The organism is Streptomyces sp. NPDC033845 (assembly GCF_055576225.1).
The window spans coordinates 678,183-692,436 of sequence record NZ_JBVIRI010000002.1 but is presented as its reverse complement, the minus strand read 5'-3'; the positions used below and the strand labels follow the sequence as shown (position 1 = coordinate 692,436).

At 72.5% G+C, this 14,254-nt stretch carries 11 protein-coding genes; 6 read left to right on the top strand and 5 right to left on the bottom strand.

The window, feature by feature from the left end; translation table 11 throughout:
• The coding region (gene argG / locus ACZ50K_RS07085) for an argininosuccinate synthase (RefSeq protein WP_468898432.1) at positions 1-1,062 on the top strand (1,062 nt) is incomplete at its 5' end.
• A gap of 97 nt (positions 1,063-1,159) precedes the next feature.
• Positions 1,160-1,828: a GNAT family N-acetyltransferase gene (locus tag ACZ50K_RS07080; RefSeq protein ID WP_468898429.1), complete on the top strand. Its 669-nt coding sequence runs from the start codon at positions 1,160-1,162 to the stop codon at positions 1,826-1,828.
• On the opposite strand, the gene ACZ50K_RS07075 is transcribed toward ACZ50K_RS07080, so the two are convergent.
• The 4 genes from ACZ50K_RS07075 to ACZ50K_RS07060 form a co-directional block, all read right to left on the bottom strand.
• Entirely contained in the window at positions 1,803-2,378 is a 576-nt protein-coding gene (locus ACZ50K_RS07075; RefSeq protein WP_468898426.1) for a hydrolase, read from the bottom strand. The genes ACZ50K_RS07080 and ACZ50K_RS07075 overlap by 26 nt on opposite strands.
• A gap of 94 nt (positions 2,379-2,472) precedes the next feature.
• Positions 2,473-3,327, bottom strand: a complete 855-nt coding sequence (locus ACZ50K_RS07070) for an ABC transporter ATP-binding protein (protein ID WP_468898423.1) — start codon at positions 3,325-3,327, stop codon at positions 2,473-2,475.
• Positions 3,328-3,453: 126 nt separating this feature from the next.
• Positions 3,454-5,190 (bottom strand): serine/threonine-protein kinase, encoded by a 1,737-nt coding sequence (locus ACZ50K_RS07065; protein ID WP_468898421.1) that lies wholly within the window; start codon positions 5,188-5,190, stop codon positions 3,454-3,456.
• Between the two features lie 133 nt (positions 5,191-5,323).
• Positions 5,324-5,917 (bottom strand): TetR/AcrR family transcriptional regulator, encoded by a 594-nt coding sequence (locus tag ACZ50K_RS07060; protein WP_468898418.1) that lies wholly within the window; start codon positions 5,915-5,917, stop codon positions 5,324-5,326.
• Between the two features lie 79 nt (positions 5,918-5,996).
• On the opposite strand from ACZ50K_RS07060, the gene ACZ50K_RS07055 reads away from it, so the two are divergent.
• The 3 genes from ACZ50K_RS07055 to ACZ50K_RS07045 all read left to right on the top strand — a co-directional run bounded on the left by ACZ50K_RS07055 (position 5,997) and on the right by ACZ50K_RS07045 (position 8,058).
• A complete protein-coding gene (locus ACZ50K_RS07055) occupies positions 5,997-6,488 on the top strand; it encodes an FBP domain-containing protein (RefSeq protein ID WP_468898415.1) in 492 nt (163 codons plus the stop codon).
• Between the two features lie 76 nt (positions 6,489-6,564).
• Positions 6,565-7,473, top strand: a complete 909-nt coding sequence (locus ACZ50K_RS07050) for a hypothetical protein (protein ID WP_468898412.1) — start codon at positions 6,565-6,567, stop codon at positions 7,471-7,473.
• A gap of 90 nt (positions 7,474-7,563) precedes the next feature.
• The gene (locus tag ACZ50K_RS07045) at positions 7,564-8,058 is read left to right on the top strand and encodes a hypothetical protein (protein WP_468898410.1); all 495 of its coding nucleotides are present in this window, start codon (positions 7,564-7,566) and stop codon (positions 8,056-8,058) included.
• 96 nt (positions 8,059-8,154) lie between these two features.
• Here the strand turns inward: ACZ50K_RS07045 and ACZ50K_RS07040 are convergent, their stop codons facing one another.
• The gene (locus ACZ50K_RS07040) at positions 8,155-11,550 is read right to left on the bottom strand and encodes a CARDB domain-containing protein (RefSeq protein ID WP_468898407.1); all 3,396 of its coding nucleotides are present in this window, start codon (positions 11,548-11,550) and stop codon (positions 8,155-8,157) included.
• 257 nt (positions 11,551-11,807) lie between these two features.
• Between ACZ50K_RS07040 and ACZ50K_RS07035 the strand changes: the two genes are divergently transcribed.
• A complete protein-coding gene (locus ACZ50K_RS07035) occupies positions 11,808-14,228 on the top strand; it encodes an ATP-binding cassette domain-containing protein (protein WP_468898404.1) in 2,421 nt (806 codons plus the stop codon).
• Positions 14,229-14,254: the final 26 nt, after the last annotated feature.

Below are 14,254 nucleotides of genomic sequence, written 5' to 3'. Positions count from 1 at the left end.
GGCTCCACCTTCAAGGGCAACGACATCGAACGGTTCTACCGCTACGGCCTCCTCGCCAACCCCCACCTGCGGATCTACAAGCCCTGGCTCGACGCCGACTTCGTCACCGAACTCGGCGGCCGCAAGGAAATGAGCCAATGGCTCACCGCCCACGACCTCCCCTACCGCGACAGCACCGAGAAGGCCTACTCCACCGACGCCAACATCTGGGGCGCCACCCACGAAGCCAAAACCCTCGAACACCTCGACACCGGCATCGAGAACGTCGACCCCATCATGGGCGTCCGCTTCTGGGACCCCACCATCGAGATCCCCACCGAGGACGTCACCCTCACCTTCCACCAGGGCCGCCCCACCGCCATCAACGGCAAGGAATTCCCCACCCCCGTCGACCTCGTCACCGAAGCCAACGCCATCGGCGGCCGCCACGGCCTGGGCATGTCCGACCAGATCGAGAACCGCATCATCGAGGCCAAGAGCCGCGGCATCTACGAAGCCCCCGGCCTCGCCCTCCTCCACATCGCCTACGAACGCCTCGTCAACGCCATCCACAACGAGGACACCCTCGCCCAATACCACAACGAAGGCCGCCGCCTGGGCCGCCTCATGTACGAAGGCCGCTGGCTCGACCCCCAGGCCCTCATGATCCGCGAATCCCTCCAACGCTGGGTCGGCACCGCCGTCACCGGAGACGTCACCCTCCGCCTGCGCCGCGGCGAGGACTACACCATCCTCAACACCACCGGCCCGGCCTTCAGCTACCACCCCGACAAACTCTCCATGGAACGCACCGAGGACGCCGCCTTCGGCCCCGTCGACCGCATCGGCCAACTCACCATGCGCAACCTCGACATCGCCGACTCCCGCGCAAAACTCGAACAATACGTCGCCCACGGCCTCATCGGCACCGACAACCCCGCCATCGGCGCAGCCCAAGCCGCCGCCACCGGACTCATCGGCACCATGCCCGAAGGCGGCGCCCACGCCATCACCGCCCGCACCGAAACCCCCGAGGACGACACCCTCCTCGACCGCGCCGCCATGGAAACCGGCACCGACTGACCACCACCGGAACGGCCGGACGGGCACACGTGGGCCGTACGGCGTGTCCGGAGGGTGGTGGCCGGGGGCGTCCGCCCCGCGTGCATACCGTGGCCCCATGAACGCACGCACAGCGCCGCCGGCCGCCGGTTACGGGATCCGGTGCGCGCGGCCCGGCGAGACGGGTGCCGTGGCCGCGCTCCTGGCCCGCGCCTTCGCCGACGACCCGGTGATGACCTGGATGATCTCCGAGGGGCCCGGCCGGGACCGGCGGACCGCCCTCCTGTTCGCGGTGGACCAGCGGCAGCAGCGGCCGCGGGCCGGCGCCGTACGGGTGGCCGCCACCCGGGACGGGCGGCTGCTGGCCGCCGCCCTGTGGGCGGGCCCCGGCCGCTGGCGGTCCTCCGCGGTACGCGAACTGCTCTCCCTGCCCGCCTACGCGCGCGCCTTCGGCCCCCGCGGGATGGGCCGTGCCGCGGAGGTGCAGAACGCCCTCCAGGAGGTGCACCCGGTGGCGCCCCACTGGTACCTGCCGGTGCTGGGCACGGATCCGGCCTGCCAGGGCGCGGGGGCCGGATCAGCGCTGGTGCGGGAGCAGTTGGCGCACTGCGACCGGCGCGGGGAGCCCGCCTATCTGGAGTCCAGCAAGGAGTCCAACGTGCCGTTCTACGAGCGGTTCGGGTTCCGGGTCACCGGGGAGGTCCGGCTGCCGGGCGGCGGGCCGGTGCTCTGGCCGATGTGGCGCGATCCGGTCGCCGAGCTCAGTCCTCGCCCAGGGCGGCGATGATCTCCTCGGTGCTGGTCACCCTGCCGATCCGGGGGAAGATCTTGGCGAAGGTGTGGGCGTGCGCCTCGGGGTCGGTGTCCGCGGTGGCGTCCTCGGGGAACAGCAGCTCGTAGCTGTGCTCCCAGGCGGTACGGGCGGTGGACTCCACGCCGATGCTGGTGGAGATGCCCGCCAGGACGATGCGGTGGACGCCCCGGCGGCGGAGCTGGAGGTCCAGCTCGGTGCCGGTGAAGGCGCCCCAGTGCCGTTTGGTGACGGTGACGTCCGCGAGGGCGGCGAGCTCCGGTGGGATCTCGGAGAACGCGGCGGGCGGCGCGGCGGCCGGACCCGGGCGGTCGACGGCCCTGGTGGGCAGGTCTCCGCCGTCCGGGGACCAGGCCACCTTCACCAGGACCACCGGCAGTCTGCGGGCCCGGAAGGCCCCGGCGAGCGCGATGCCCTTCTTCAGGACCTCGTCGGAGGGCTTGGTGGTGGGCAGAGCGAGGATGCCGTGCTGGAGGTCGATGAGGACCAGGGCGGTGTCGGAGGCGAGGGGGGTCGGGCCGGTCATGGTGTCTGTCTCTTCCTGCTTCCCGGGTCGGCGGTGTCCGCGGTGACGGCGGTGATCGGCTGTGGCCGCGGTGACGGCGGTGACGGCGGTGACCCTAACGGAGCGGGCGGGCCGGGGCGGGCGCGGCCCGCCGCGGTTCGGCCGGGCGGCCGGTGCGTACGGACCACCGGCCGTCGGTGCGGCTCAGCCGGACCGGGTGGTCGAAGCACTTGCCGACCAGGTCGTCGGTCAGCACCTCCGCCACCGGGCCGGAGGCCGTACAGCGCCCATCGCGGAGCAGCAGCGTGTGGGTGGTGCCCGGCGGGAGCTCCTCCAGATGGTGGGTCACCAGCACCGAGGCCAGTTCCGGGTAGCTGCGCTGGAGGCCGTCGATCCGCTCCAGCAGCTGCTCCCGACCGGGGAGGTCCAGGCCGGTCGCCGGTTCGTCGAGCAGCAGGAGCACCGGGCTGGGCATGAGGGCGCGGGCGATGAGGGTGCGGCCGCGTTCGCCCTGGGAGAGCGTCGGCCAGCGGGCGGCGCGCCGTTCGTCGAGCCCGAGCAGCGAGATCAGCCGGTCCGCGTGCGCCGCCTGCTCGGCGGTGGGGTTCCAGCGGGGCACCAGCTCGATGCTGTTGGTGACCCCGGTCAGCACCACGTCCCGGACGGTCGGCGCGGAACGCAGCGGGTGGCGGGGGTCGACATGGCCCACCGCGGAGCGGAGGGTGCGCAGGTCGACCCGGCCCAGTCGGTGGCCCAGCACCTCCACGGTGCCCCGGGTCGGGTGGTGGAGGGCGCCCAGCAGCCCGAGCAGGCTGCTCTTGCCGGCCCCGTTGGGGCCGAGCAGGGCCCAGTGCTCGCCGGGCCGGACGGTCAGGGACACCCCGTGCAGGATGGTGTTGCCGTCGCGGACCAGGTCCACGTCGCGGGCGTCGAGCACGGGGGACGGGGCGGGCGCCGGGGTCGCGGTCATGGCGCCCCAGGGTACGGGCCCCCGCATACGGGCGCGGTGTGCGGGCGCGGGGTTCGGGCACTGCGTACGGGCCCGGGGTTCGGGCCCGGTGGACGGCCCCGGCGGTCTGCCCCGCCGAGCGCCCGGTCAGCGGCGGCGGGTCAGGGCCTCCGGGGCGCCGGCCGACTGGGCCCCCTCCGATTCCAGGGTCAGCCGGTCGGTTCCGGTCATGGTCACCACGTACAGGTTGCCCTGGGGACAGGGAAGGGTGGAGGAGCGGTCCGTGGGGTGGGTGCTCACGGCGACGAGGACCACGCTGTCGCCGCGGATCTGGCGCAGTTCCAGGGCGTCCGTGCAGCCGAGGTTCCGTCCGCTGGAGGTCTCCTTGACCTCGCTCACCTGTCGGCCGACGAGATCGCCGACCGATCCGGCGTGCAGGGTGACGGTGACCGTGAACGCCCCGGTCCGGGCGCGGGTGATGCCGTCCGCGTCCGGTGTTCCGGGGCCGACGCCGACCCAGGTGCCGACCCAGGAGGCGCCCAGTGCCGACCCGGTGGCCGAGGGGGTGGACGAGGGCGAGCGCGCGGCCGATCCCGTCGGGCCGCCGGCGGCGGATCCGGCGCCGGGGTCGTCCGCGTCCTGGCCCGCGTACCGGATCAGCAGGGTGGCCGCGGTGGCCAGGGCCAGTACGGCCGCCACCGCGCCGAGGATCCGGGCGCTCCGCCGGCGGGCGGCGGGGGCCGGCGGTGCCGTCGGCGGGGGCGGAAGCGGGGTGCCGGGCGTGGCCGGGAGGGCCGGGTACCCGGGGCCGGTCGCGGCGATCGGGACCGGCGGATGGGTGGGGGCGGGCGGGGTCGCCCGGTGGGGCGGGTACCCCGGACCGGTCCCGGCCGCCGGACCGGGCGCGCCCGCCGGACCGGTCGCAGTCGCCGGACCGGTCGCAGTCGCCGGGCGGACCGGCGCCGCCGGGTGGGCCGGGGTCAGGAGTCCCTGGAGCTCGGCCGCGCGGCGGGCGGCGTCCGCGGCCAGGCCGGCGGGCAGGGTGGCGCTCCACTCGGGGCGCTCCGGTCCGGCCGCCCCCAGCCGGGCGCGCAGTTCCTCCGGGGCGGGCCGCCGGTCCGGTTCCTTGGCCAGGCAGTCGCGGACCAGTGGCAGCAGGGATCCGGGCAGGCCGTCCAGTCGCGGTTCCTCGTGGACGATGCGGTACAGCAGGGCGGGCAGGGTGAGTTCCTCGCCGTGCGCCTGGAAGGGGCCGCGGCCGGTGGCCGCGTAGACCAGCACGGCGGCGAGCGAGAAGACGTCGGCCGGTTCGGCGGCCACGGCTCCGGTCGCCTGCTCCGGCGCCAGATAGCCGGGAGTGCCGATGACGGTGCCGGTCAGGGTGCCGCGCGGATCGCGGACGGCGCGGGCGATGCCGAAGTCGATCAGATAGGGCCGCTCGGGTCCGAGCAGGACGTTGGCCGGTTTGATGTCCCGGTGGACCACTCCGACCTCGCGGACGGCCACCAGCGCGGCGGACAGCTCGCGGGCCAGGGCGCGTACGGCCGGTTCCCGGAGCGGCCCGTCGTGCCGCACCCAGTCGGCCAGCGACGGGGCGGGTACGTACTCGGTGGCCAGCCACTGCGGTGCGGCGCCGGGCGGGCTGAAGTCCACCACGGAGACCGTCCACGGGGAGCGGACCCGGTCGCTGGTGCGGATCTCCCGGGCGAAGCGGTCGGCGAAGCCGGGCTCCTGCCCGAGTTCGCGGTGCACGGTCTTCAGGGCCAGCGGCCGGCCGGAGGCCGTCCGGGCCAGGAACACCTCCCCCATGCCGCCCTCGCCGAGCCGTCCGAGCAGGCGGTACCCGCCGATCTCCGGCGGATCGTCCGCCCGCAGAGGTTCCACCGGCTCCCCCGACTCCCTTGGTGCGCAGGCCCGTTGCGGGTGCGCACGGCCGTGTCCGGTCCGCTTGCCGCGGCCGGCCGTGGATCACCCTAACGGAGCCCGGTGACAGGCCGGCGGGGGTGGTCGGGGCGGGCTAGTCGGGGCGGGTGGGCCCGTCGGGCGGGGCGGGCCAGTTGCGGAGCAGGGTGTCCAGGGCGTCGAGGATCCGGATCCAGGTCTCCTGGCTGTCCGGGGCGCTGTGGCTGAATCCGCCGCCGAGTTCCAGGGTGACGTAGCCGTGGAACACGCTGCCCAGCATCCGCACGGCGTGGGTCTGCTCCGGCTCGGGGAGCCGGTAGCCGCGCAGGATGGCGCGGGTCATCCGGGAGTGCCGCAGGCCCGCGCTCGCGGCGGCCTCCGAGGGGGTGAGGCGCAGCTGGGCGGCGGCGTAGCGGCCGGGGTGCTCGCGGGCGTAGTCGCGGTAGACGTCCGCCAGGGCGGTCAGGGCGTCCTTGCCGGCCCGGCCGGCCAGTGCGGCCTCGCCCAGGTCGGCGAGTTCCTCCAGGGCGAGCAGGGCGATCCGGGTCCTGAGGTCCTGGGAGTTCCGGACGTGCGAGTACAGGCTCGCGACCTTGACGTCCACGCGCCGGGCCACCGCCGAGACGGTCACCTGGTCGAAGCCGACCTCGTCGGCGAGCTCCGCGCCCACTCTGGCCAGCCGTTCCGGGGTCAGCCCCGCACGCACCATGTCCGTCCCTTCCGCCTTCCGATCACTGAAAGAAATTATGCGTTTGCCTAAACCCTTTAGGCAAATTACCTTGCTCGACATGAAGCCGTTGACCGAACAAGAGATCCGTACCGCCTTCGTGAACTGCAGCAAGGGCGAGGCCAAGCGCCTGTCCGTGCCGCGCGATCTGGCCGAGCGGCCCTGGGAGGACCTGGACTATCTGGGCTGGCGGGACCCCCAGGCCCCCGACCGCGTCTATCTGGTGGCCGAGCTGGACGGAAGCCCGAGGGCGCTGACCCTGCGGTCCACCCGTCCGAACGCCTCGCAGGGGCGGCGCAGCATGTGCTCCATGTGTCTGACCACCCACTCCGGGGGCGTCTCCCTGATGGTCGCGCCCAAGGCCGGCAAGGCCGGGAAGGAGGGCAACTCGGTGGGGGCCTACATCTGCGAGGACCTCGACTGCTCGCTGTACGTCCGGGGCCTCAAGGACGCGGGATCGGGCGGGCGGCTGCACGAGACCATCAGCGCGGAGGAGAAGATCGGGCGGACGGTGGCGAACCTGGCCTCGTTCATCGCCAGGGTGACCTCGTAGCGTTTGTACGCGCCTCCGTGCGGGCGGAGAATCGAGGGACCGACAGCCGTGCCGGGCTCCCGAGGCGGTGAGGTCCATGAACACCCTGCCCGCGATCCGCGGCCGGGCCCTGCGGTTCTCCTGTGGAGCGGCCCTGGCCTGCGCATTCGTCGCGGTGTCGATGCCTCCGGCGCAGGCCGCACCGGAGTTCGCGGCACCCTCGCTGACGGGACTGAACCTGTCCCCTCCCACGGCCACCGTGACCTTCCGGGACAATGTGAAACCCGGCAGCGACGGGGAGGGCGCCGACGGTGCCGTCATCATCGTCCTGACCGAGCGCGACCGGCCCGCCGCTCCGGCGATCCGGCAGACGGCCCCCGGGGTTCCGGGCACCGGCCGGATGGCGACCAGGACGGTCACCGGCATCCGCCCGGACACCGCGTACTGCGCCAAGGTCATCTCCGCGGTCCTTGTCGACGGCCGCTACGCCACCCACACCGCACCCTCCAACTCGGTCTGCGCGGGCGGCCGCCCGGGCGAGGGCACGGAGTCGGGGACCGCGAGCGAGGCCCGTAGGCCGGGCGACCCGGTGATCAGCGACGACGGCGTCTTCAGCACGGATGTGGGGCTGCGCGGGATCACCGGGGACGCCACCGGTCCGGTCGGCGGCACCCGGAACTACTGGCTGCAGTACAAGAACGAGGGGCGGACGGCCGCCAGTGGCATGACCCTGGTGGTGCAGACCTCCGGGGCCCTGGGGATCCGCCGTCCGCCCGACTCGGGCACCTTCAACGGGTTCACCTGCACGGCGCTCGGCGCCAGCGGCGGGGCGACCGCCGGGTACCGGTGCACCGGGGGCACCCTGAAGCCCGGCGAGAGCGGACAGATCCCGGTGCTGACCTCGCTCACCAAGGCGGGCGGCGGGACCATCCACGCCACCCTGACCGTGCCGAACGACCCGGTCGCGAGCAACAACGGGACGACCTTCGGCATGACCGCCCGGTAGCGGCCCGGTCGCCGCCGGGTAGCCCCTGCGGGTGCGGGGTGCGGCCGGATGGGGGAGGCTGAAGTGGGCCGAGGCAGCCGAGGAGGGCTCGTGAACGATCCCGGAGCACCCGAACACCGTGGAAGCGCCCGCGCCACCCGTCGGAGGACCACCGTACGGGCGGCCGGCCTGCTGGTGGCGGCGGCCTTCGCCGCCGCCACCGTCCCCGCCGCCGCGCAGACCCGGGCCGTCCCGGGGCCCGCGCCGGACCCGAGGGTGGTCGTGGACTGCTTCGACCAGGCCCAGGTGCGGCCCGCCGAGTACCTGCTGGCCTGCGGCGACGGCAACAACCGCCTGGTCGGGCTGCGCTGGGAGGACTGGGGCCCGCGGACCGCCACGGCCGTCGGCACCGACCTGGTGAACGACTGCCGCCCCTACTGCGCGGCCGGCCGTTTCCAGCGCCATCCGGTCACCGTGACCCTGAGCGCTCCCGAGGCCTGGCCGGGCCATCCCGGAGTGCAGCGGTTCACCAGGATCCGGCTGCTGTACACGGACACCGTGCCGGCGCCGATCCCCAAGGACGTGACCTACAAGCTGGTGTGGTGACCCTCCCCCGAACAGCCCCGCGCGGTGGCCCGGTCCTCCGGGCCACCGCACGGGTCTCCTCCCCAGGTCTCGCCCCCAGGTCTCGTCCCTCGGTGATCAGCCTCCGCTGATCACGAACTGGGAGCCGGGTTCGACCAGGATGTTCCCTTCGGCGGAGCCGGTGATGGTCACGTTGGAGAGGGTGGCGTTGCCGCGTGCCCCGCCCATGGCCAGGATGCCGGATCCGTTGTTGGACTTGTCGATGGTCACGTTGGTGATCTTGACGTCGGCCATCACCCCGCCGCCGGTCTTGAACTGGATGCCGTCGTAGGTGGAGTCGTGGATGTCGGTGTCGCGGATGACCACGCCCGGGATCGGGAGGTTGGCCGGGAAGATGGTGATCGCCCCGAACTCCTGGTCCTCGTTCCAGAACGCCCCGCCGGTGCGGAAGAGGCCGTTGCCCGAGATCAGGGTCTGTCCGGAGAACGGCAGCGGGTCGTGGTCGGTGGCCAGCATGATGCCGGGGTAGTTCATGGTGTCGTAGATCAGGTTGTTCTCGATGGTGTTGCCGTAACCGCCGTAGATGGCGATGCCGTTGGCCCGCCAGGGCAGCTGGATGGTGTTGTTGCGGAAGTGGTTGTCGTGTCCGATGTCCACCGACTGGTCCTTCACGTACTTGCTGGACCACACCGCGAGGGCGTCGTCACCGGTGGTGCGGAAGGAGGAGTTGAAGACGGTGGAGTTGCGGGTGCCGTTGGCGAAGTTGATGCCGTCGGCGTAGGTGTTGCGGATCCGCATCCCGCTGAACTCGACCCCGTCGCCGGGGCCCCACAGGGCGGGGATGTTGTCGTAGTCGCGGCCGACCCAGACACCGACGTTGGCGTGCTCGATCCACACGTTGGTGATCTTCGTGTTCTTGCCGAAGCGGCCGTTGAGGCCCACGCCGCCCTCGGCGTTGCCGTCGCCGCCGCGGATGGTGCCCGAGCCGAAGATGGCGATGTCGGAGATCTGCGTGTTGTCGTCGATGTCGAAGCCGAAGTTGCCCTCGTGCGGGTGGTTGATGCCGCCGGCGTTCTGCGGGGCGGTCAGCGTGTACAGCTGCGAGTACCACATGCCGGCCCCGCGGATGGAGACGTTGCTGATGCCCACCTGGTTGAACTGGCCCCGGTTCAGCGGGTCGTCGGTGAGGATCTTCTGCTCCTGCCGCCACTGGCCCTGCGGGATCCAGACGCAGGAGATCTGGCCGTTCTGGTCGGCGGTGACGGCCCGCTGGATGGCGGCGGTGTCGTCGATGCCGTCGTTGGGGATCGCCCCGTACTCGGTGATCGAGGTGCACTCGGCCGGCTTGGCGGCGGGCGGGGCCACCTGCTCCAGGTCGACCAGGTCGATGATGTAGTACGAGGCCGTGTCCCCGGCGTCCCGCTGGAGGCGGAAGGTGGTGCCGGCCGGGTAGCTCTGGCCCAGCAGGGTGCTGGACTCGTCGAACAGCCGGCGGGCGTCACCGCCCGGGGTGTTGGTCAGGCCCTCCGGGCTGTCCGTGCTGCCGTACAGCCAGCTGTGCTTGGAGGACAGGTTGAGCTTCCGGGAGAAGCTGCCGTTGACGTAGAGGCTGATCGTGGCGTCCTGGCCGCCGCCGCCCGCCGCGTCCGGGATGGAGTTGCGGACCACGATCGAGTTGGCCGCAGCGGTGGAGGTGAACTGTACGTACTGGCCGGTGGAGTTCAGCCGGACCGACTCGCGGCCCGAGGACTCGGTGGCGAAGTTGGTGTGTCCGAAGGTCCGCTTGGCGTCGCTCTGCAGCAGGGTGCCGTTGTAGAGCCCGGCCTCCGCCTCGTACTCGGTGTACGGCAGGGCCGCGCCCCGGCCGACGACCACGGCGCGGGAGTGGCTGTTGTTGTTCTCGTTGGTCTCGGCGACCAGGCCGGTGGCGTCGGCGGTGGCGGTCAGGTTGGCGCCGCCGCTGGTGGCCGTCCAGGTCCCGGTGATCGGCACGTTGACGGTCTGGCCGGCCGGTACCGCCGGGGTGGGGCCGTTCAGCGTGGTGCTCCCCGCGACCAGCCGGGTGATGCTGCCGGCGGCGACCGCGGCGGTGCCCCGGTTGTGTACGGCCACGGTGAAGGAGACCGGGGCGCCCACGGCGGGGTTGGCCGGGTTGGTGGTGATGGAGCGGACCTCCAGGTCCGGCCCCGGGGCCTGGCCGACCACCAGCTTGGCGGCCGCGGTGCGGCTGTTGTTGGTGTCGTCCTGCTCGGGGACGGTGCCGGCCGGGTCGACGGCCGCCGACACGGTGTAGCTGCCCATCGGGCGCTTGCCGACGGACACCGGGACGGTCGCCGAGGCGCCGGCCGCGAGGGCGCCGACCGGGGCGCTGCCGGCGACCGCGCCCTCCAGGCTGACGTTGACCGTGGTCGCCGGTGACGGGGAGGTCCCGGCGTTGCGGACGGTGACGTCGACGGTGACCGGGTCGTTCTCGGACGGTGCGGCCGGGGACCAGGAGAGCGCGGGGACGGTGAGGTCCGGGTTCGGGGCCGCGGCGCCGATGACCTGGAACTCCGCGGCCTGTCCGCCGCCGCCCCCGGTGTTCCCGGAGAACTTCAGCTGGACGTCGGCGAGCCGGCCGGTGACCGGCACGGTGACGGTGTTCGCGTTCCCGGCGGGGCTGAACGCGTAGTCGGCGCGGGCCTTGAGGGTGGTGAACGCCGAGGCGGACTGCTCGCGGCCCAGCACCTCGAAGCTCTGGGTGCGGTTGCCCCAGGCGGGGTCCGGGTTGAGCTTGAGGACCACCCCGGTGACATCGGCGTTGGAGCCCAGCTTCACGGTCAGCGTGGACTGCTGTCCGGCCGCCTCCCAGTAACTGTTGACGTTGTCGTCGTTGGCGTTGGCGGCCACGTACGACTGGACCACCGAGGAGGCCTCGATGGGCTTGCCCTTGGCCAGGTTGACCCCGACCGGCGGGTCTCCCGGGTCACCGGGGTCGCCCGGGTCGCCGCCGGCGACCCCGTAGGCCTCCAGTTCGGATATCTGGGCGGCCGGCCAGCCGGTGTTGGAGGTGACGGCGACCCGGACGTAGCGGACGGTCGCGGCGGGGAAGCCGATGGTCACCGTGTTCGACTGGGACGGGTTGAACACCCGGCCGGAGGACGCCGAGAGGGTGCTGAAGGTGCTGCCGTCGGTGCTGCCCTGCACGGTGAGCGTCTCCGTGCGGGACTCCCAGGAGGCGGGCAGCTTCAGCTTGACCTCGTCGATGGCGGCGCTCCGGCCGAGGTCCACCTGGACCCACTGCGGGAAGGAGCCCTGCGGGCCCTCCCAGTAGGAGCCCTGGTTGCCGTCGGTGACCCCGCCGGCGCCGTAGCCGCCGTGCGCGCCGCTGGCGGTGGCCGTCCTGCCGAGGGCGAGGTTGGGGCCGCCCGCGGCGGTCGCGCCGGTGGCGGTCAGGGGCAACAGGCCGACGGACACCAGCCCCGCGACCACCGTGCCGGCCAGCATCCGCCGGCCGTCCTGCTTCCATCTCATGCTGTCCTCTGTTCCATGGGGGGATCCGTGCGATGCCGTTGCATCGGACGGGAGGGCCGAGCGTGCTGGAAACTTGCAGAGTGTTATCTAGTTTTTGCAGCTGTCGCGGCACAGGTTTCTAGCAGATGACGTCTTTGTCAACGCTTCTTGCATGAATGGGGGTTGGGCGGTGCCGCGACACACCGCACGGGCGGGCCGTCGGGCGTTGCCCCGGCCCCCCGGGACGAAGTAGAACCGGCCGACGGACGGAGAGACGGATGACCAGGGCCAAGAAGGCGGAACCGCAGACGGGGGCGCCCCGGGCGGGGGCCCCGCGGACGGGGGCGCCGCACGTCGCCGACCGGCACGAGGTGATCCGGGTGCACGGAGCGCGCGAGAACAACCTCAAGGACATCAGCGTCGACATCCCCAAGCGCCGGCTGACGGTGTTCACCGGGGTCTCCGGTTCCGGCAAGAGCTCCCTGGTGTTCGACACCATCGCCGCCGAGTCCCAGCGGCTGATCAACGAGACGTACAGCGCCTTCGTCCAGGGGTTCATGCCGACGCTGGCCCGGCCCGAGGTGGACGTGCTGGAGGGGCTGACCACCGCGATCATCGTGGACCAGCAGCGGATGGGCGCCGATCCCCGCTCCACCGTGGGGACCGCCACCGACGCCAACGCGATGCTGCGGATCCTCTTCAGCCGGCTCGGCGAACCGCACATCGGCTCCCCCAACGCGTACGCCTTCAACGTGCCCTCGGTCCGGGCCAGCGGGGCCATCACCGTGGAGCGCGGCAACAAGAAGACGGTGAAGGCCACGTTCAACCGGACCGGCGGCATGTGCACCCGCTGCGAGGGCCGGGGCTCGGTCTCCGACATCGACCTCAGCCAGCTGTACGACGACACCAAGTCGATCGCCGAGGGCGCCTTCACCATCCCCGGCTGGAAGTCGGACAGCTGGTGGACGGTCCGGACGTACGCGGAGTCGGGGTTCCTCGACCCGGACAAGCCGATCCGCAAGTACACCAAGAAGGAGATGCAGGACTTCCTCTACCACGAGCCGGTGAAGGTGAAGGTGGAGGGCGTCAACCTCACCTACGAGGGGCTGGTCCCCAAGGTCCAGAAGTCCTTCCTGTCCAAGGACCGGGAGGCGCTCCAGCCGCACATCCGGGCGTTCGTGGACCGGGTGGCCACCTTCACCACCTGCCCCGAATGCGAGGGGACCCGGCTGAGCGAGGCCGCCCGCTCCTCGAAGATCGGCGGGGTCAGCATCGCCGACGCCTGCGCCCTGCAGATCAGCGATCTGGCCGGCTGGGTGGCGGGGCTCGACGAGCCCTCGGTGGCCCCGCTGCTGGCCACCCTGGGACGGACCCTGGACTCCTTCGTGGAGATCGGGCTGGGCTACCTCTCCCTGGACCGGCCCTCCGGGACCCTGTCGGGCGGCGAGGCCCAGCGGGTGAAGATGGTCCGCCACCTCGGGTCCGCGCTGACCGACATCACCTATGTGTTCGACGAGCCCACCACCGGTCTGCACCCGCACGACATCCAGCGGATGAACGAGCTGCTGCTGCGGCTGCGCGACAAGGGCAACACGGTCCTGGTCGTGGAGCACAAGCCGCAGACCATCGCCATCGCCGACCATGTCGTGGACCTCGGCCCCGGAGCCGGGACGGCGGGCGGCAGCGTCTGCTTCGAGGGCACCGTGGAGGGTCTGCGGGCCGGCGGCACGGTCACCGGCCGGCACTTCGGCGACCGGGCCGCGCTGAAGGAGACCGTGCGGAAGCCGACCGGTGCCCTGGAGATCCGCGGGGCGAACGCGCACAACCTGCGCGAGGTCGACGTGGACATCCCGCTCGGGGTGCTCACGGTGGTGACCGGGGTCGCCGGCTCCGGCAAGAGCTCGCTGGTGCACGCCTCGATCCCGGCCCGGGACGGGGTGGTGTCGGTGGACCAGAGCCCGATCCGCGGTTCGCGGCGCAGCAACCCGGCCACCTACACCGGGCTGCTGGACCCGGTCCGCAAGGCCTTCGCCAAGGCCAACGGGGTGAAACCGGCCCTGTTCAGCGCCAACTCCGAGGGTGCCTGCCCGGTGTGCAGCGGCATCGGGGTCGTCTACACCGACCTGGCGATGATGGCCGGGGTCTCGACCGTCTGCGAGGAGTGCGGCGGCAAGCGGTTCCAGGCCTCGGTGCTGGAGTACCGGCTCGGCGGCCGGGACATCAGCGAGGTCCTGGCCATGCCGGTCACCGAGGCCGTGGAGTTCTTCGGGTCCGGGGAGGCGCACACCCCGGCGGCCCACCGGATCCTGGAGCGGCTGGCCGACGTCGGGCTGGGCTATCTGAGCCTGGGCCAGCCGCTGACCACCCTGTCGGGCGGTGAGCGGCAGCGGCTGAAGCTGGCCACCCACATGGCGGACAAGGGCGGGGTCTACGTCCTGGACGAGCCGACCACCGGACTGCACCTCGCCGATGTCGAGCAGCTCCTCGGGCTGCTGGACCGGCTGGTGGACTCCGGCAAGTCGGTGATCGTCATCGAGCACCATCCGGCGGTGATGGCCCACGCCGACTGGATCGTCGACCTGGGTCCGGGGGCCGGACACGACGGCGGCCGGATCGTCTTCGAGGGCACCCCGGCCGCGCTGGTCGCCGCCCCCGCCACCCTGACCGGGGAGCACCTGGCCGCGTACGTCGGCGGCTGACCGGCGGGCCCCGGCCGGGGTTCCGG

Excerpts from the sequence above, each read along its gene's own strand:
- ACZ50K_RS07080 (WP_468898429.1), top strand. The coding sequence starts at position 1,160 with ATGAACGCACGCACAGCGCCGCCGGCCGCCGGTTACGGGATCCGGTGC.
- ACZ50K_RS07075 (WP_468898426.1), bottom strand. The coding sequence starts at position 2,378 with ATGACCGGCCCGACCCCCCTCGCCTCCGACACCGCCCTGGTCCTCATC.
- ACZ50K_RS07070 (WP_468898423.1), bottom strand. The coding sequence starts at position 3,327 with ATGACCGCGACCCCGGCGCCCGCCCCGTCCCCCGTGCTCGACGCCCGC.
- ACZ50K_RS07060 (WP_468898418.1), bottom strand. The coding sequence starts at position 5,917 with ATGGTGCGTGCGGGGCTGACCCCGGAACGGCTGGCCAGAGTGGGCGCG.
- ACZ50K_RS07055 (WP_468898415.1), top strand. The coding sequence starts at position 5,997 with ATGAAGCCGTTGACCGAACAAGAGATCCGTACCGCCTTCGTGAACTGC.
- ACZ50K_RS07050 (WP_468898412.1), top strand. The coding sequence starts at position 6,565 with ATGAACACCCTGCCCGCGATCCGCGGCCGGGCCCTGCGGTTCTCCTGT.
- ACZ50K_RS07040 (WP_468898407.1), bottom strand. The coding sequence starts at position 11,550 with ATGAGATGGAAGCAGGACGGCCGGCGGATGCTGGCCGGCACGGTGGTC.
- ACZ50K_RS07035 (WP_468898404.1), top strand. The coding sequence starts at position 11,808 with ATGACCAGGGCCAAGAAGGCGGAACCGCAGACGGGGGCGCCCCGGGCG.